This window comes from Butyrivibrio sp. AE2032 (assembly GCF_000702965.1).
Genome location: NZ_JNLF01000002.1, coordinates 217,633 through 237,063, shown reverse-complemented (window position 1 = coordinate 237,063; position 19,431 = coordinate 217,633). Strand labels below are relative to the sequence as shown.

Sequence of the window (19,431 nt, the reverse complement as noted above, 5' to 3'; positions counted from 1 at the left end):
CCTTCAAATCCGCCTTTAAGAACCGTATTTCTTGAGTATCGCAGCGATATCGCAGATCCCGTCGGGACCTTTTGCAGCGATATCCTTCATCAAAAAACGCCTGAGCATTCCTGCTTTTGCGGGAGTCTCGAGCGCGGGCTGTTTAACGTGTTCCCTGTCAGTCTCAAGTATAACAGCACTTTCCTTCATCGAAAGGATCATCTGATATGATCTGGCAGAACCCGTTATAACTAGCGATGTTCCCCTGCCGTCGGCAAGTTCGGGGAAGGCTTTTTCGACGCCCCAGAAATCGCCTATGACAAAATCGAAAGTCTTGTCTATCGTCGCATAAGGACACTGATAGCATGAAGGCCTCAATGACAGTTCTTTTGCATATATCCTGCTGAAAGGATCTGACAGATACTGAACGGCCGTTTCGCTGCCGCCGACAGTGTAAGCGACCGTGTGCGCGTCGTCTGCTCTGCGCTTGTCACGTGAGCAATAAGACGTCAGAGGTCCGTTCTTTTCGAGGAACTTCACATAGTCTTTCCAGAGCGCGGGAGATCCTACACCTCTGCAAACCAATGCCGCATAGTATATGGATGAATCTTCACCGAAAAAGCTGCGCACGGCATCGCACTGGCACGGAGTTCCCGTGAACAGGACGGGACGCCCGTCTTTAACAGCCGAAGAGATCTGATCGTAGCAGTTACCCAGAGAACTCTGTACATACTTTGGTTTTCTCATCGGAGCAATGTCTTCGGATACGATGTGAACGACATTAAAATCCTCATCGTAAACAGCTCCGCAGACAACACCGCCAATCTTAAGGATAGCGTCAGCAATGAGCGAGAACGCGCCTCCAGAAGTACTCTTGTAAAGAACATCTTCAGACAAGGTCCGCACTGCGAAGAAATGCTGCTCACACGGAGAAACGCTTTTTCGAGCGGGACAGACATCTACACAGTTTCCGCATTCCGTGCAGAGGGAAGCGTCGATAACAGGATATGCAAAACCTTCCGCATCGGCCACCATCTTTATGGCACCCGAAGGACAACAGGCGCTGCAGGCTTCACAGCCGAAGCATTTCGATCTGTCGGAAAACAGTTCAGGCATTTTCGATAATATCCTTAAGATAATCCATGGAAGACTTTCTGGAATCACAGATGCGCGATTCAAATTCATCGGAAGGACAAGCCTGGAGTTCACCTGCAAGAGACTTGTCCATGCCGAACTTCCATAAAAGGTCTTCTATCCTGCCGTTACGTTTCCCCAGCTCATCTTGGAGCATGTTGATGCACAAAGGCCTTCCGAATATGAGCGAGAACGCACATCCGTGGAACGAATTGGTGAACGTTCCCGATGAATGTGAAACGAGTGATACCCAGTCGTTTACGGTGACACCGCTCCAGGCCGGGAACCCGAGCTGAGGCATGAATGCAGCCGTGATGACCTTAAGTTCCTTTCCGTCTGCGGCTGCAGCATCTTTCGCTTTCTTATGAAGTCCTGCATCGTACTTAACGAGGAACAGGAGATAGTAATCTTCAGCAGGCGCGGGCGATGCGACCTCAAGCCAATCCCCGCGTGACAACAATAATGTCGGATCCAGTGACACGACGGCATCTTCCCTGCCGCATAAAGATTTCACGATATCAAGTCCGGAAGCTTCGCGGACGGATATCTTATTGAACTTCGACAGAGCCTTGCCGGCATAATCCCTGACCTTCTCCGGGAACTCTTCGGCTCCGAAACTGGCGGCATATGAATTCATCTGCGAAGGCTCGGCAAAAGGCAGAAAATAACGCTCGTCGACTTCGGGTATCCTCAGATTCCATATCTGGTCGGAACCTGCGATAAAGCAGTCGAAGTCTGACGCGATGGTCTTGTAATCATCTTTGGTATAGGGCTTTGAGCACGTAAGGTACTGCTCCCTGAAAGCCTTGAAATGGGCGGATCTCACTTCTCCCTCAGCAACTATCTTTTTCGCGAACACGGCCGCGGGACCTGTCAGCGGATAGCTGTTCTGCTTAAGTGTCTGAGGGAGCGAAACGAACTCGCTGTCGGCACCTAAAGAGAAAAGCGTCTGCTGCAGCGCATATGCCTGCAGGACCGCACCGAAATTATCGGATTCATGAAATGTTACTATTCCTGCTTTCAAGACTCGCCCATCTCCTTTTTGACTCTCATTACCATAGAATACCTTAATTGCTCGATATTTTTCTTCTTTATTTCTTCTATCACCTGTTTGTACTTTTCCTGATCGACATCGCAGTATGGAAGTATCCTTAAGAACAGGTCGTTAAAGCCGTTGATGCGTTCCAGAGTCTGGGTATAACTCCTGCTCTGGCTCGAATGACCTGCTTTTCTCTGATAATAGTGATGAAGGACTTCGGGAACAAAACCGCAAACAGACCTTGAGGCCGGAGGCAATAAAAGCTGAAGGTTCTGGCCTTCGGCTGACAAAGGTATCCCGCGGTCAGGATAGCATGAATCGAAAAGAGACATCCTGATCATATAGCATCCCGCAAAACAGTAAGTCGTCTGCCATAGAAGCTGATCGAATATATCCTGTTCCTTGCGGTCCTCTTCCTTTGTGCTGCTCCTTATTACGGTCTCATTATCACCGTCATATACAAGTCCGTCGTTGCGCACCATGCCGGCATAAGGGTGTTCTTTTAACCAGAGCACCTTCTTTTCGATGTTTCCGGGAAACATGTAATCGTCGGAATCGCACCAGGTCAGGTATTCGCCTTTCGTAAGTTTAAGGGCATCGTTTATTGCCGATGCCTGGCCTTTATGTTCAGAAGCAATGAGCGACACAGAAATACCGCGCTCTTCAAACCTGTCCATATAAGACTTTATGACCTCAACAGAACCGTCAGAAGAACCGTCGTCACAAAGGATCAGCTCCAAATGCTCCCAGGTCTGCGCAAGAACGCTTTCAAGAAAACGCGGCAGATACTTTTCCGAGTTATAGACAGGAACGAGGAGCGAGACGAGATCTGTCATTTATTGCCCATCCTCTTGCGAAGGAGAGCCGCATAGTTCTTCATCTCTTCCCTGCGGTCGGTCCTGCCCGTGTTGGTCATGTGAATGCGGCGCCTTAAGACAGTATCTACTATCTGAACGGTCTTCATGCCGCTCGAGCGGAGTCTTACCATCCAGTCGACGGTCTCGCCGCTCGTCATGGAAGAATCGAAAAGTCCGACCTCGTCAAATACGGAACGCGCAATCAGAGATGCGCCCGGCAGGATGCCAGCGTAAGGTTCAGTGCGGATCTTGATCTTTACACGTTCTTCTTCGGGCATGTCGGGCGAATAGAAATCAACCGTCATTCCGAATGAGGCAATGACGGAATCATCGGATATAAAAGGCTCAAGGAGTTTTGCAAGCGACCCTGCGGCGCTGACGTCATCGGCATCGAGCATGAAGATAAGATCTCCGGAAGCTTCCTTTATGCCTCTGTTCCTTGCATTTGCCGCTCTCAGTCTGTCCTGGTGCAGCACCTTGCAGCCGAGGCTTTCCGCTATCTCACACGAACGGTCTGTCGAACCGTCGTCTATTACTATGATCTCGACTTCCCCGTCCCAGCCCTGTTCAAGAACAGAGCCGACGGCTTCTGCGATATATTTCTCCGCATTATAAACGGGTATTACAACTGACAGTTTCTTACTCATTCTTATCTCCAAGTCCGCTCTTTATCTGATTGGCTTTCCTGATGGCGTCGGCCATAAGGGACAACATCTCCTTCTGTCCGGGAGTCTGATGGGACAGCGTGATGTTGGCGCCGTGTATCCGTCTTCTATATAGTACCTCAGGGATCTCATGTGACAAGTCGAGACCCGCAAACTGAAGGCGTTTCAACCACTCGGTGTCTTCGCCGTATGTATATTTCTCATCGAAAAGTCCGTATTTTTCAAAAACATTCCTGCTGATCAGAGCGCTCGCCAGATACGGATAAGACAGGTTTTCCATTACCTTCTTTTGCCTTTCAGTAAGTGAATCTAAAGGTATATCCGTAAAGTTCTCATAGTGCGAGAAAACTATCTGACAGTTTTCGTTGTCACTTATATAACGCACCTGCTTTTCGAGCTTTGAAGGAACCCAGATATCATCAGCATCAAGGAATGCCACATAATCGCCCTTTGCTTCCTTAACCGCAAGATTGCGCGCGGAAGCTATGCCTTTATGCTCCGAAGCAACACAACGGACAGAAGAAAAAGATGATACGATCTCACCGGTCTTATCAGTCGAACCGTCGTTGACGACAATGATCTCAAACGGAGAATAAGTCTGCGCCAAAACGCTCCCTACAGTCTCTTTTATGAACTCTTCGGCCTGGTAGGCAACGATCAGAACTGAAACTCTGATACCGTTCATGAATCTTCTTCTCCTGATTGCTTCAGAAGTTCATCCCTGTGCTTTTCAGCCACAGTGCGCGCAGCCGATATCATCGCACCGATCTGCTCGGCGCGCTTGGTGATCAGTCCTTTTTCCTTAAGCAGCACATAGCATTCACCGCAGTATTCGTGTTTATTCTCGGCAATCGTCCTGCCGATGTATGTGTCCGTGTTCTTATGGAAATCATCAAGATCAAAGACCGCACCGAAACCATCGAGCTTACCCAGCGCATATAGTGCGGTAATCGTGGGAAGACACTTTCCGCATGTACCGCAGTTGGTGCTCCTTCTGGCATAGATGCAAGGATGCAGATGCTTTCTTGCATTCCCGGAATCAGCCAGGTAGGACAGCTTTTCGATACGGGTGAGCTGCGCTCCCGATGAATGGAACCTTGTCCTGTCCAGATCGAAACATTTCAAAAGGAACGGTTCGTAGTATTCACAGACCTCAGCGGTGTACGAAAAGTTGACATACTCGATCGACGAGGAAAGACAGAATACTCCGAAGAGTTTCTGCAAAGAGACAACCGAAGCAACCAATCTGTATACGACAACCGAGACATAGACTTCTTCAGGTAATATCTTATCGAGATTCGTATCGATGCAAACGACGGGAATGCCGGTATCTTTACCTATTCCGTTCTCTATACGTGAAGCCATCATCTTCAGGGTCTTACTGTTATCGTCGCTCTCGAGCGTTCCGCAGTTGGCGACCATAAGATGTGTCAGCCTGTGGCCGTCGATGTCCGTCTTCAGCAGCTTTTCAATGGTGTACATGCTGTCCACGCCGCATGTGCAGCCTGTCGTGACGGCACCGGCGTTTTCCTTTATATCGGCAATTTTGTCGGCGAAGATCTCAACAAACTTAAAGCTGTCCATGTTCGAAGAGCATGCGGGGATAAGAAATCTCCTGATCTGGTAAAGAAGCCTTTTCGAGACAGGAGCTTGGCATACGATGTTGCGTCCTTCCCTCATCGCTTTAGGAAGGAAAGCTATGACAAAAGGATCAAGCCTGTCATCAGCTAAGTAATCTCCATACTCATCAGACACTTCGAACCAAACGGGTTTGACGACCCTATCGATCTTAACGTAAGCTTTAAGCCTCGTTTTTCCGTCAGATCTTAAGATGAAAGGCTTACCGATAAGTATGTCCCGTGACGACTTTTCGGGTGCGGGACCTGCTTTGAAGCTCTCACCGGGATCCAGATAAAAGACCGTCTGCTCAGTGCGAAAACTGCCCGTAGCAAGTATAGCGAACCACTCTTCCCTGTTGACATTGAAGGTCGAATCCCACCCTCCGGAAAAAGGGATCAGTTCCCTGTGAAAACTGAAAGAACCTGTCACTTTCTGCAATATAAGGACGGAAGATAAGAACCTTAAATATTCCGTGTGCGGATCGGATTCCGGGAACAGTTCATCGATGTTCGAATCGATGAAAGCATACATAGTTTCCCTGCTTTCGCAGTCAGCGCAGACTTTTTCGAAAGTCTCCCTGTCCTTATATTTTCCGAACCTGGATATGATGTAAAAATCAGCGAAACGGGCTTTATCATTTAACGAATATGAACATGAACTGGCACTTGAATGAGGAAAGTACTCATAATCATGTACAGACGGGATATCGATGCTTATCTCCTGAAAACCGTCAAATGCCATGCTCATGGTGGGAATGAGATGTTCTCTGAACTGATATAAAAGAGATGCAGATATGGGAGTTTCCGAAGTAATGGACAAACCACGCTTCATTGCTTCAGGCAAAAGGACGCCTGCAAAAGCGTCGCAGCGTTCCGTAAGCAAAAAGCCTCCCGGAAGTCCGGTTAACGAGAACCAGAGCTTGAACGAACGGTCACCGAACCTGATATCGGAACAAAGACGGCTGTCAGAAGAACCTCTCTCGATATAGGGCCGGCCGATCGTGATGTCCAAGGAAATATCCCCCTGATTATTTATTGTCGTCGCCTTCACCCATTACAGGCCAGCCCGCATCAACGTCAACGTCGTGGATCGGGTCAGCCAGGAGAAGGTCCTGAACCTCGGAGAATTCATTGAGCGTAAGACCAAAGCCGTCAGCAAGAGAAGCAGCATCAAAGCTGATCTCAACCTCTTCGGATGAACCGCTCTCTACGACGATTCCCTTTGCGATAAGCTCGTCAATAAAAGCCTTGAAAGCTGCGTCGATGTCAGCGGGGCACCCGTCAAGCGCCTTTATCGCAGCCAGCACCTTATCGGGATCGGCATTCTTCATAAGGAGATCCAGTACTGCGGATGCCAGGCTGCTGGTGCCGTAGTACATACCGGTCTCGAAATTAATGACGACGGCCTGACCGTCAGCCATGTCATAGAACATCTTCTCTTCATTGAGCTTATACATTTCAAAGTTCCTCACTTATAAATTTTCTTAACGCTTCGCGGTTCTTCTCGAGATCGCGCGAAAGAAGTATCTCATACACGGGAATACCGATAAGCCGCCGGGACATTATACGATAAGGTTCGGGATCACGGAAGACTCCGAGCTGGCTCGCCGTCGAATCGATAAGTTTCACGAGGACGGGCCCGGGAGAAGTCTTTCTGATCTCAGGCTCACCGATATCAGATACCCTGGGGCATATTATAGCATTGACGGGCAGTTCATTGGCATAGGAATATCCTGAAGCATCGAGCATAAGTTTGTCGTTTCTGTCGTGATCAACCCTTACGATGTCCATTCCGGGCTTTAAAAGAGCTGACATGTCCTGATTAAGGCTCACGGTCCTGTATAAAGGCAAAGCCTTCAGAGGTCCTTCGCTGTTAACGAGAACATAGTCGTCAGCAACAAAATCGAACCCGCCCAAGAGGCAGGATACCGCCAAAGTTGACTTTCCGCCGCCGCCCCTGGCCGACAGGAGCACGCCTTTGCCGTCAACACCTACGCATGCGCTGTGCAGGAGCATCAGTCCGTTGTGCTTTGCCCATTGCCCGAAAGCCACGATCATGGCATGTCCGTAGAGCATCGACTCGGGATTGCTCTTCGGCTCCCTGCAGAAATAATATGTGTTTCTCGTATAGTCGACGCCGACCATGCCGTATCCAGGTGTGACCCTTATATATCCTGTCTCATCCTTACTCTGCCAGACCGCAGTTTCCGAAGAAGCCTGAGGCGGTTCATAGACTTTTATGTCCTCAGTCCAGTAATAAAAGACCGCATCGGGCTCTGCATTCTCATCCGCAAGGATGCCGACCATGTATTTCATTACGCTTTCGGCATGTGCCTTAAGCGTGAATCTCTGCTCGATTATCTGTCCTGCGACCGAGATCTTAAAGGACGTCATGCCCTCTTCCCTCTGGTCCGCTATTCTCTTATCCACATAGCGGAAATAATCTGTCAGTGTATGCTTACCCATGAACTTCCCTGCTCTTTTCCATGAATCTCAATACCTTTTCCCTGGCGCTCTTTATCTGCGCCTTCTTAAGAAGCGCCGAAGGACTCTTCGAAGTTATCCTGCCGCCCGGCGCGGGACCGTCTTTTCTCACGTTGCAGAAATCAGTCATGAGGTTTAAGTATTCTTCGTAAGAATCGTCAGCTGCAAAATGCTCTGACCAAACCTCATCGGGTATCAGCCCCGGAACGCAAACATTGATAAGACATAAGTAATACCTTAACGTGTCGTAAGCGCCTGACATCGAAGCAACATTTGCCAGATATCCGTAATCAAAGTCTTTATCGGCCATCAGGATCGCGCAGGCATCGGTCACACGTCTCGTCCTGAGGTTGATATCCTCTTCCAAAACCCACGGACCGTAAGGCACGCACAAAAGGTATATGAGCATGTCTTCTTTTGACGGAACATAGACCTCGTGGCCGAGATATTCAAACTTGGAAGCCCTTGTCCAGAGCGAACGTTCTATAGTGAATCTCTTGTCGGGAACACCTTCAAAGAGCCTTATCACCGTGATGTCCTGCATCGTCCTGTCGAAATTGCTGTCTTTATCGGCATTCTTAACGGCATCCCTTAAAAGCACAAGCGCTTCGTCGTACTTCTCGGATACGACCGTCAGACCATATTGTGAGAACATTCTCGGATTATCGGGCGAATAGTAAGCCCTCATGGCGGTATCGCCTGTAAGCATTACGGGGATCCCGGCTTTTCCCAACCTGTCCAACTGGTTGCGGAACCAGGGCATACCTGCGCCGTTCCTGACCTGATAGTATCTATGAAGGCCCTGAAGCCGCGGCACGGCATTTTCTGGAAACATATCAAAACCCGTGCGGTAACCCAATAAGCTCAAAGAAAGCATGTATATGAGACTCTCGTTATCGGGATCAAGACCTTCCGTGAGCGCATCTATGTCTGTGACTCTGCCCGAACCCATTGAAGATATAAGAGCAAGATCCCTCCTGCCGAAGAGCATGTCCGTGAGTTTCTTTTCCGAAGCAGAGTGGTCCGTCATCTCAGATCCACCCGTTCGACCCACTCCTCGAGACCGAGCTTTTCCATCTCTTCGACATAGGCCCTGACCTGGTCGGGAGATTCTTTATATTCCTTCATGAAGACGTTCACGAGCTTGTGCTTGAAGAAAACGCCTTCAAAAGCCCTGTGTATCCAGCAGAAAGGCAGGAGCACGGGAGCTTTCCTCAGTACCGGATACTTGTACTTCATTATCAGCACCGGCGGAAAGAGCCTGTAAATAAGCGTCTTATTCTTAGATTTGGAACTTAATTCGGACCCGCCCTTGTTCATGCTCGCAGCGATGAAGAAATATTTTCTCTTCTCGTTGAACTCCGCGGAATTTGTGAGCGTGCGGTTTAAGATCATGAGACAGTTCTCATCGAAAGGCCTGTCATTAAGCAAGCAGTCAACTGCCTTTACAGCATATGAATAAAGCTTTTTAAGCCTCAGCCCGTCGAGCATCTCATCGAGCTTCTTCTGATCGACCTTCGGATCTTTGGAAAGGTAGTACATGTCCAAAAGGTTCCTGACATTAGGGCAGATCGACATGTAATGCTTGGTGAAATGCGCCGTCGCATAAACCAGCTGGTCCGTAGCGCCGAACCTGTAACGGTGGGTGTTCCCCACTCTTTCGGCCATCTCAAACCCGTCCTTAAATCTCGAAATGTATATCTGATAAGACGGATCTGTCATGACCTTGTGGAGCTCTAGCTTTAATACTCCCGGTTTTTCCCAGATGTATTCGTGATCTGACTCGCAGTCGAAGACGAAGCCCCTTGCTTCAAGTATCTTCGATATCTCCTGATACTGCTCTTTGCGGAAATATATGTCGGCGTCTGCCATCCACCTGTACTCGGGCTTCGGATAGAGAGCCTTGTAATCAATGCCCTTCAAAGGCAGATAATCAATTTCCTTTGCTTCGAACTCGCCGAACAGAGCATTTATCTCATTTATCTGAAGCCTGTCAGATCTTATAGTAGCAAGCGATTCCGCCTGAAATGTCCTGAGGATCTCTGAAGGCACTGAAATGCCTGACGACTTGATGGCGTTATAGACGACACACATCATGCCCTGATCCAAAGCAATCTGGTGTATCTGGCTCCAATCGGGATCAGCCGGCAACGTACATGCGTTACCGGTCAGGCCTGCCTTAAAAAGGGCAAGCGCAGCCTTTTGTACAGATGACAGCTCATTTCCCACCGGTCCGAAGCACTCCAGATCTTTAAGGCCCCACATAAAACAGAGCCTCGGATTTCCGCACTATATTATAATAATTTATGCTTTACCGCAAATGCGGGCGGTTAATTTTCCGATACGGGTGGTTAAACTTCCGATTCAGGCAGTCAATCGATTGGCGGTATAAAAGAAAGTCCCCAAACAACGTTCGGGGACAAATTCTCATTCATATCATCAATTCACATTATCACGGATTAGTGCATACGCCGTTCGAATCGAAGGTATATTCCCTGTTGCCGATCTTAGCAGTTATCGAACTTACCATTATGCCCGTTGCCGTGCTCAGGTAATACCAGTTGCCGTCTGACTTGACCCATCCGGTCTGCATCACGCCGGACTTGTCGAAATAGTACCATTTACCGCCGGTCTTGGCCCAGCCTGTAGCCATCTCGCCAGAGGACCTGAGGAAATACCACTTGCCGCCGTCTTTGAACCATCCGGTCTTCATGTCACCGTCTTTGGTGAAGTAATACCATTTTCCGGAGATCTCCTTCCAGCCCGTTACCATCGAACCCGAGTTTTCGAAGAAGTACCACTTGCCTGAAACCTTCTTCCAGCCTGTTACCATCGCACCGGAGTCTTCAAAGTAATACCACTTGCCTGAGATCTTCTTCCAGCCTGTACGCATCGAACCGACAGGTCTGATAAATAAGGCGTCACCATCAACATCGTATGACTCTTCTTCGTCAAAGTAGTACCATTTGCCGGAGATCTTCTGCCAGCCTGTTACGATCTGGCCATCCTCATCATAATACATCCAGACATAATCCCTGTTTATCCAGCCGGTCTGAAGCGTGCCGTCAGGTCTGATGTAATAATCTCTGCCGCCGGAAGAGATCCAGATATCCTTTTCCATCCAACCCGTTTCAAAGTAATACCAGTATTTACCGATCTTTAACCATCCGTCAGCAGCTTCTCCGGATTCCTTAAAGTAATACCATTCTCCGTCACGTTTTACCCATCCTGTCATCATCTTTCCGGATGCGGGATCAAAATAATAATGCTTTCCGCGTATATACTGAAAACCTAAGTAACATACGCCATATTTCAAATAGTAGTAGTCATTGCCGAAAAGATGCCATCCGTCCGTCATCTCCGAATTTGGCTTGAATTCGAATTCCACGACTACCTTACTCTTTTTGACAATAACACTGATATCATAAGTTTCAGATACATTTCTCGTTTCTATGAGATGCATCTGGCCATCAACTTTCCAATCGAACAATTTATAACCTTTATTCTGGATAACATCGATACCGAGATTTGTTCCGTACGGCACGGTAATTTTATCAGTACTTGTAAAACCCGGCATATAAACCATTTGACAAGTGGCCTGCGAGTGATCATATACGAGTTCAACTTCGCAGTCGACACCGATAAGCCCTATGTATATGACAACATCCTTGTCAGGCATAATGAACTTCGTATCAGTGGTCTCCACATCGTTTATAAGGATACCACGGACTTTATACCATTCATCCATCGTGATGAATATCTCGACCTCGTCACCATATCCGGCTTTATCCGTTGACAGTGTCGCAGTGCCGTGATCGAAATTCATGACCGTTATCGAGTGCAGGATCTTTTTAAAGGTCACTTCAACCGTTACATCCTCATCAGGCATTTCAAACGACATTCCTTCGATAACATTTCCGTTGACCTTAATGCAGTCAAGTTCATAGTACTTATCCTGTGTGCATGTGACAGTGATCAAATCACCTGTATTGGCATAGAGCGTATTGACTTCGAAAATGCCGTTTGCAGATTCTGCCAATGTTATCTTATGCTCTGCAGGTACGAAACTGACTTCCACGGTAACGTTACCGTTGGGCATGTTAAACTTATTACCTGTTATCTCCTCGCCGTTGACTTTGATATAGTCGAGTTTATACCAGTCATCGGGAACCGCCGTAATAGTGACTTCATCTCCAATACCGGCCGTATCAGCGGAAAAGGTTACGGTGCCGTTCTCGACATCCGCAAGTTCGATGGTATATTGGATCTTCAAAAATACGACCCTGACTACTGCAGCGCCCTTGGGCATTGCGAACGTGTTGCCGGTTATTGCCTGGCCGTTGACGGTGATGGCATTAAGTTCGTAACCTTCATTCGGTGTTGCTGTCACGGTCACTTCTTCGCCTTCATCGGCATACTTGTGCGAAAGCGTAGCGCTTCCGTTGTATACGCCTCCAAGTATGACCTCGTTCTTTCCTTCCGGATTCTCATAAACATAATCGGTTTCCGAAAGCGTCAGCGCTTCTTCACCGTAGAGTGCCGGCATATCGCTGCCGATCTCAAAAAGATGACCTCTTATCGTATATCCTTCGCTTACAGAGCCTGTGCCGCCTCTCAGGAAATAACCGGTGCCGAAATTTCCTTCGCCCTGCGGATCGCTGTTAGTGACATCGACTATATAGTTCTTGCCGTCATCCATATGAACGAAGTTCCACATGTGCGCGCCTTCGCAGCTGCCGCTCACCATGATGGAATAGATCGAATCGTCAGCAAAAGCGGTGTTGTCGCAGAGATAATTAAAGCCCTTTGCATAGCCTTCGCAAACCACTTTTGTCGAAGGATCGCCGTCGAAAAGCCAAACAATCTGCCAGGGATCTCCGTAGCTGATCGTTTCACCTTCGTAGATCTCGAAATTATAATCGGTCAGAAGACACATACGAATGTTGTATTCCAGGAGCTTATGATAATCGTCAAGCCCGGCACATTCGGCAACTATCGCTTTTGCATTTTCACCCGCTTTCTTAAGTCCCTGTCCGAAAGCAGGATCGACCGTAAAGTTGTCATTACCTTTCTGATATTCGTCAACAACGGAAAAATAAAGGCGATAATACTCAACAACGACTTTGTCGCCAACAACATCGTACTTAAAGTCGGGATAGTACCCCTGTGTCTTGTCGAACCAGTAGCATTCATAAGGACAGGCATAAAGTAACACTGTGACAATATTCCTGGGATTTATAGGCATATTTTTATATACGGCAGCATACAGATCCCAACTTGTTCTATCGAGTTCTTCAAGACCTAATTCTTCTGCCGTGAATTCAATCGATAAAATATCCGATGGTATCGAAATTATGGTACTGGTTCTTTCGCCGTCTGCTATCTCGCCGATTGCCGGAACAAGATATTCGAAGATCACCCTGTCTTTACCTTCAAGGCTGTCGGCAAAAGCAAAACTGCCGTAACTCGGCTCCTTGCCGAAAGACATCTTCCGGTCGACATACTTTTCAGCCATTACTTCGTTATCGAAATCGATATCCTCCAAAACGATGGGGTTATCGGCAGACGGAATTTCATCGGTATCTTCTGCTGAATTCTGCGCTTCAGTCTGGTCTTCATTCTGTTCTTCTGTCTGTTCTTCAGTCTGCTGCTCTTCATTCTGTTCTTCAGTCTGCTGCTCTTCTTCCGCACCTGCCTCATCAGTCACATCAGCAAAAACACACATGCCGTAAGACATTACAACAGACATGACTATGCCTGCACAAAGGAGTCTGGTAAAAAACTTTTTCATGATGATTCTCCCCTAATTAATCCCTATTGATCACCATTGATCGCTTTTCAGATTATAACATTAGAGAGTGACTTTAATTGTTTATATCGAAGGGGTTGTATCAAAATGCCGGTACAGCCACTTACTTTTGCTTTTTGGCTGGCATTTGCCCAATGCCTGCTTTTCTGCCGTGTAAAAACGGCGAAAAACTGACCCCTTGAAGTGGATGTGCTAATGACCAGCCATGTCTGCCGGAAGGCCAAAGTATCGAAATGTTTAAAAAACTTCCGTTTCCGATACCTGTCGAGAGTTCAACGTATCGAAATCCGGGGAAATCCTTTGTTTTCGATACCTCGGCTGAACCGCAGATATCGTTATTGAGATTTTTCTTCCGAAAACGATACCTTTGATCTTCCACTGATATCGTTTTAGAAGTTTTTTCCTAAAAACGATATCTTTGATCTCCCGCTGATATCGTTATTGAAGACTTTTTCCTGAAAACGATATCTTTGATCTCCCGCTGATATCGTTTTTGAAGACTTTTTCCTGAAAACGATATCGTAGCTTTCCTTGCAGGCGATTTTATCCCAAACCGTGAATTATTGCCTCCGTGGGATAATTTTCAGAGGTGAATTTATCCCAAAAGCTTAAAAATGCTTCACTTGGGATAATTTGCGGTCCGAATTTTATCCCAAATCGCAAGAAACCCTCATCTTGGGATAATTTCGAGCACAAATTTTATCCCAAATCACAAGAAAACCTCATCTTGGGATAATTTCGATCTCACCTTTCAAAAGTCGAGGTATCGAAACGCAGATAATCACTTCGATTTCGATACCTGTCGAAAAGACAGGTCAGAATTCTGCAATCAACTGCAACTGCCACACTTGCTGAAACAATAAAGGCTGTCTCATTATGTTTTGAGACAGCCCTTTCAAAATTACATAATTCGCGTTTTAGAACTTCTTTTTGCGAAAAAGCAGGTCTGAAATTCAAAAAAGCAGATTTTAAACCTACTTCATCAGATACAGTACACTGGTTACAGTTTGTGCCTCCATCACATGCAGTCCAAACATTTACTTTATCCACGCGCCGTCTTCTCCGAGCTTACACCCGTCAACCGTTGTATTCGAAGCCATCGCGCCTGATGAATAGAAGTAATACCACTTGCCGCTTATTTGGACCCAGCCCGTCTGCATGACGCCCGTGCCGTCCAGATAATACCATCTGTTTCCGAGCTTGAGCCAGCCTTTCTGCATCACGCCGGCCTTAGAAAGGTAATACCAGCTGCTGCCATCCTTGATCCAGCCGGTCGCCATCGAGCCGTTATCCTTAAGGAAATACCAGCTGCCGCCGTCCTTTACCCAGCCAGTCTTCATACTGCCGTACTTCAGGTCGAAGTAATACCATTTGCCGGAGATCTCTTTCCAGCCGGTGGCCATGGCACCTGATTCATCAAGATAATACCAGCTGCCGCCTAAGTCGAGCCAACCCGTGCACATTGTGCCGTCGGACTCGAAATAGTACCACTTGCCTGAAACGATCTGCCAGCCGGTGGCCATAAAGCCCATTTCATCGAGATAGTACCATTTGCCGCTCTGATTAAGCCAGCCGGTATACATTTCGCCAGAACTCTTGAAGTAGAACCAGGTCCCGTCGATCTTCTTCCAGCCGGTGACCATCTTACAGGTGTTGTAATCCATGTAATAAGTCTTATTGCCAAGCAGGAGCCATCCTTTGTGGTATGTATAGGCGCTGATGTAGTAATAGTCGTCGCCCTTCTTGATCCATCCGTTTTTCGCTTCGCTCTTGAGCTTAAACTCAAATTCGACCGTGATCTCGGGCTTATTTACATAAACGCTGAAAGAAAATGAATTCTGGTTGTGATCTATCTGGTAACGCTGCGAGACGCCGTCAACTCTCTGATCGAGGACGACATAACCATCTTTGGGGTTTACGCTTATCCCGAGAAGCGTGCCGTACGGAACCATAAGACTCTCGGTACTCGTCTCACCGGGGCCCAGAGTCAGTTCACAGAATGCCTTTGTCTTATCGTATACGAGATTCACCTTGCAGGGCTTGCCTTCGAACGTGACGGTAACGGTCGTGTCCTTGTTCGGCATTTTGAATGTCGTTCCGGTGATCTCGCTACCGTTTACGGATATGACGGCATAATGCATATCATCGGTCGTAACGGTGACTTCGATCTGATCCCTGTAATTTGCCGTAGTCTTTGACAGAGAAGCCTTTCCGGTACCCGAGGTCTTAAGTGTGATAGTATATTCTATCTTGCGGAACGTGGCCGTGACAGTAACATCCGAAGCGGGCATCACAAACGATTCACCGCTGATCTCTTTCCCGTTTACCATAAGGCTTTCCAGTTCATAACCCGTGTACGCGTAAACACTCAGATAGACCGTGTCGCCCTCATTCGCATAATCGAGATTAGCCATTAAAAATCCGTTCTGAGCATCTTCCACGGTGATCTTATAATCTGCCGGAATGAAGACGACCTCTACCGTAACGTCTTTGTTGGGCATCTCGAAAACAGTGTCGTTCAAAACTTCGCCGTCCAGCTTTATGCAGTCCAGGATATACCAGTCGTCAGCGGCAGCAGAAACATTTACAAAGTCGCCGATCCCTGCGGTTTGTTTGGATATGCTGACATAACCGTTACCCGTCTTTACAAGAGTTATCTTGTGCTGGATCTTCTTGAAGACGACCCTGACCATCGCATCCCTGTCGGGCATTACGAAAGATGTTCCCGTGATATCCTCGCCGTTCACCTTGATGACGTCGAGTTCATATCCCTCGTTCGGCGTAACGGTGATCTCTATCTCCTCGCCTTCAGCGGCTTTTGTCTTCGACAGAGACACTTTGCCGTTATAGAGCGTGCTGATCATGATATCATGCTCGCCGCCGGGCTTGCTGTTGTCGTAATCTTCTTCTGCAAGAGAGAGGACATCATTGCCGTAGAGAGTGATCATGTCCTCGTCGTATGAATAATAGATGTCAGATAATGTATAACCTTCGCTGACGCTTCCCGATGCGCCTCTCATGAAGAGAGCAAGACTGTAATTGCCTTCTCCCTGAGGATCGGAATTCGTGATGTCTACGTGATAGTTCTTGCCGTCATCCATGTGGACGATGTTCCACATGTGGGATTCCTGGCATATACCGCTTACTGATATTGCGTAGATCTCGTCGCTAGTGAATGCCGTGTTGTCGCAAAGGTACTTGAACGCCTTTGCATAACCCTCACAGACGACATTGGTCTCCGGATCTCCGTCAAACACCCACACCATCTGGAAAGGGTCGCCGTATTTATGTGATCCGTGGCCGAAAGCCTCAAAATTATAGTCAGTAAGAAGACATATCCCCTTATGGTATTCCATGAGCTTGTGATAGTCGTCCATGCCTGCGCATTCGCTTATGATGGCCTTTGCATTGGCCGCAGCCTTTTTTAGACCGCTGCCGAAATAAGGATTGATATTAAATTCATTCCCGTTGCGGAAATCCTCATAAACAACAAAGCCCAGTGTCAGACCGCTTACATGAACGTATCCGTTCTTAATTACAGCCTCAAGATGAACACTCAGACCCTGTGTCTTGTCAAACCAATAAAGCTCGTAAGGCGAAGAATGCATAAGCGCATATACGACCTGCATTACGTGTACCGGATTATGCGACATCGAAAGCACATAGAGCTCGAAATCACCCAGCCCGTCAAGGCTTTCTACTTCAAGATCCTCGGCCGCCAGGTCAGCACTGAATACGCTGTCCGGTATCGTGATGACCGTATCGGTCCTCTTTCCATCCGCGATCTCCGCCATTATCGGCATAAGATATTCGAAAACGGGACGGTCGTAACCTTCCAGGCACTCGGCATAATCAAAGCTCGAGTTGCTTACTTCCTTGCCAAGAGACATCTTCCTCGACACATAGCCTTCAGCGAGTTCCTCGTTGGTCTTATCGTCTTCGAAAGTAAACCAGCTGCCTTCTACGTTGTCGGTGTCGGTTACTGTTGCAGTATCAGTGTCGGCATCAGTAGTTGTGGCTGCTTCGGTGTCAGTATCAGCAACAGTTTCCTCTGCTTCATCAACATCAGAACCATCTTCAGTTTCAGTTACTTCAGTATCATTTGGCACTTCAGTCTCATCGTTTTCATCGGCAAATACGCACATACCGTACGAAAGGACGACAGACATGACAATACCTGTACACAAAAGCTTGGATAACAACTTTTTCATATCAGATTCTCCCTATTGAAATCCCTAAAATTCTTTTACAGTCCTGAATCAGTATAACATTAGCGTTTTTTCTATTTGTGGCTGAAAAGCGGAACTTGAACAATCGAGTAGGGGGAATTTAATCCCCCTCTCACACCACCGTACGTGCCGTTCGGCATACGGCGGTTCAACTTAACTTCAAAGCGTGGCGCTCATTGTAGTAATCAAGGCAACTGATAAGACCTGCCCCGCCAAGCACCTCTTTTGAGATTGCCCGTGATACGCAAGTCTTGGTCACGACCCATTGGTATCTGTCTCCACAATACGATGTCAGTCTTGCTAAGTCTTTGGATACTCCGAGTTTTTGGAGTCCCCATTGTCTCTTGCTCGGCACCTTCCATTGTTTCCAGATAATGGTTCTAATCCTTGTCCTTAAATGTGCGTCAATGTCAGATATTGTTGACTTCATATCCCCTAATGCAAAGTAGTTTATCCAACCTCTCGTTACTTGGTTAATCTTCTCAATTCTCAATCCAAATCTCATTGAATTCTTTCTTTGCGTCAAGGCTTTGAGTCTGCGTTTGAACTTGGCGACAGAGTCTTGGTGTGGTCTTGCTTTCCATTCAAGTGTCTTTGGGTCTTTGTAGAATCCGAACCCGAGGTATTTGACTTTCGTCGGTCTGACAATCTTAGTCTTTTCTGCGTTGACCTTGAGTCCGAGTTTCCTTTCTATCCAAGACGTGATGGAGTACATCACACGCTTTGCACTTGCTTCGCTCTTTACTGCGATTATGCAGTCGTCAGCATATCTTGCGAAGTGCAATCCTCTGTTTTCAAGTTCTTTGTCCAGTTCATTCAGCATTATATTGCTAAGTAATGGTGAGAGGTTGCCGCCCTGCGGTGTTCCCATTTCTGTTTGCTCGTATCCTTCCGGGGTCATTACACCTGCCTTGAGATATTTGCGTATCAGAGATTCCGTGTCTCCATCGTTAATCAGTATGTGAACGTAGCTCATTAGTCTGTCTTGTGGTACGTTGTCGAAGAATTTCTCCAAGTCTATATCCACAATCCACGTGTAGTCCTCATTTAAGTATTCAAGGACTTTTCTTATTGCCATCTCACAGCTTCTGTTCGGACGAAAGCCATAACTGAACTCCGAGAAATGCGGGTCACATATCGGTCCTATCACTTGTACTATTGCCTGCTGGATTACTCTGTCCATTGCTGTAGGGATTCCAAGTTTTCTCTTTCCGCCATTAGGTTTGGGTATTTCTACTCGTCTGACGGGTTGAGGCTTGTATTCCCTTCGTAGTATCTGCTCTTTTATCGTAGGCCAATTTGCCTTGATATACTCACCAAGTTCCTCTGTACTGACACCGTCAACTCCGCCTGCGCCCTTGTTGGCACAGACCCGTTTGTAGGCTTCGTTCATATTGTCCTTATGTAAGATTTTGTCGAGCAGTTCTGACATTGCCTTGTGTGCTCTTCTCCTTTCCGCTCCCTTGGTCTTAGCCTTATGTTGTGTGTTCAGATTTCATATACGTTTCATCCTACCACTGTCGGGCATATCCTCAGGACATACATTTGCGTCGCACGGTTAAATTGTTCCACCCTTCCCGATTACTCGGTACTATGGCTTCTGCTGACTTCTCACA

General features: G+C 47.4%; 14 protein-coding genes. All 14 read right to left on the bottom strand.

The genetic code is table 11. The annotated features are described in order from the left end of the window. Positions 1–15: 15 nt before the first annotated feature. The 14 genes from BO18_RS00995 to ltrA all read right to left on the bottom strand — a co-directional run bounded on the left by BO18_RS00995 (position 16) and on the right by ltrA (position 19,247). Positions 16–1,095, bottom strand: a complete 1,080-nt coding sequence (locus BO18_RS00995) for a Coenzyme F420 hydrogenase/dehydrogenase, beta subunit C-terminal domain (protein ID WP_051688400.1) — start codon at positions 1,093–1,095, stop codon at positions 16–18. Continuing rightward, complete coding sequence (locus BO18_RS00990; protein WP_034442473.1) at positions 1,088–2,137, bottom strand: polysaccharide pyruvyl transferase family protein; 1,050 nt, start codon at positions 2,135–2,137, stop codon at positions 1,088–1,090. The genes BO18_RS00995 and BO18_RS00990 overlap by 8 nt, the downstream gene beginning before the upstream one ends. Further along, entirely contained in the window at positions 2,134–2,988 is an 855-nt protein-coding gene (locus tag BO18_RS00985; RefSeq protein WP_034442470.1) for a glycosyltransferase family 2 protein, read from the bottom strand. Before BO18_RS00985 ends, BO18_RS00990 begins: the two co-directional genes overlap by 4 nt. Further along, on the bottom strand, positions 2,985–3,656 hold the full coding sequence (locus tag BO18_RS00980) for a glycosyltransferase family 2 protein (protein WP_051688399.1): 672 nt from the start codon (positions 3,654–3,656) through the stop codon (positions 2,985–2,987). The genes BO18_RS00985 and BO18_RS00980 overlap by 4 nt, the downstream gene beginning before the upstream one ends. Beyond that, the gene (locus BO18_RS32220) at positions 3,649–4,359 is read right to left on the bottom strand and encodes a glycosyltransferase family 2 protein (RefSeq protein WP_051688398.1); all 711 of its coding nucleotides are present in this window, start codon (positions 4,357–4,359) and stop codon (positions 3,649–3,651) included. Before BO18_RS32220 ends, BO18_RS00980 begins: the two co-directional genes overlap by 8 nt. Next, positions 4,356–6,305, bottom strand: a complete 1,950-nt coding sequence (locus BO18_RS00970) for a hypothetical protein (protein ID WP_034442467.1) — start codon at positions 6,303–6,305, stop codon at positions 4,356–4,358. Before BO18_RS00970 ends, BO18_RS32220 begins: the two co-directional genes overlap by 4 nt. Positions 6,306–6,321: 16 nt before the next feature. Continuing rightward, on the bottom strand, positions 6,322–6,750 hold the full coding sequence (locus BO18_RS00965; RefSeq protein ID WP_051688397.1) for a PqqD family protein: 429 nt from the start codon (positions 6,748–6,750) through the stop codon (positions 6,322–6,324). Between the two features lies 1 nt (position 6,751). Continuing rightward, a complete protein-coding gene (locus tag BO18_RS00960) occupies positions 6,752–7,759 on the bottom strand; it encodes a hypothetical protein (protein ID WP_034442465.1) in 1,008 nt (335 codons plus the stop codon). Further along, entirely contained in the window at positions 7,752–8,807 is a 1,056-nt protein-coding gene (locus tag BO18_RS00955; RefSeq protein WP_034442463.1) for a hypothetical protein, read from the bottom strand. Before BO18_RS00955 ends, BO18_RS00960 begins: the two co-directional genes overlap by 8 nt. Next, on the bottom strand, positions 8,804–10,042 hold the full coding sequence (locus BO18_RS00950; protein WP_034442459.1) for a nucleotidyltransferase domain-containing protein: 1,239 nt from the start codon (positions 10,040–10,042) through the stop codon (positions 8,804–8,806). The genes BO18_RS00955 and BO18_RS00950 overlap by 4 nt, the downstream gene beginning before the upstream one ends. 187 nt (positions 10,043–10,229) lie before the next feature. Continuing rightward, a complete protein-coding gene (locus BO18_RS32215; protein ID WP_051688396.1) occupies positions 10,230–13,568 on the bottom strand; it encodes an InlB B-repeat-containing protein in 3,339 nt (1,112 codons plus the stop codon). A 762-nt stretch (positions 13,569–14,330) separates the two neighbouring features. Next, positions 14,331–14,636 (bottom strand): hypothetical protein, encoded by a 306-nt coding sequence (locus BO18_RS34655; protein ID WP_185752308.1) that lies wholly within the window; start codon positions 14,634–14,636, stop codon positions 14,331–14,333. Further along, entirely contained in the window at positions 14,624–17,797 is a 3,174-nt protein-coding gene (locus BO18_RS32210; RefSeq protein ID WP_051688395.1) for an InlB B-repeat-containing protein, read from the bottom strand. Before BO18_RS32210 ends, BO18_RS34655 begins: the two co-directional genes overlap by 13 nt. A 166-nt stretch (positions 17,798–17,963) precedes the next feature. Beyond that, complete coding sequence (gene ltrA, locus BO18_RS00935; protein ID WP_034442455.1) at positions 17,964–19,247, bottom strand: group II intron reverse transcriptase/maturase; 1,284 nt, start codon at positions 19,245–19,247, stop codon at positions 17,964–17,966. Positions 19,248–19,431: the final 184 nt, after the last annotated feature.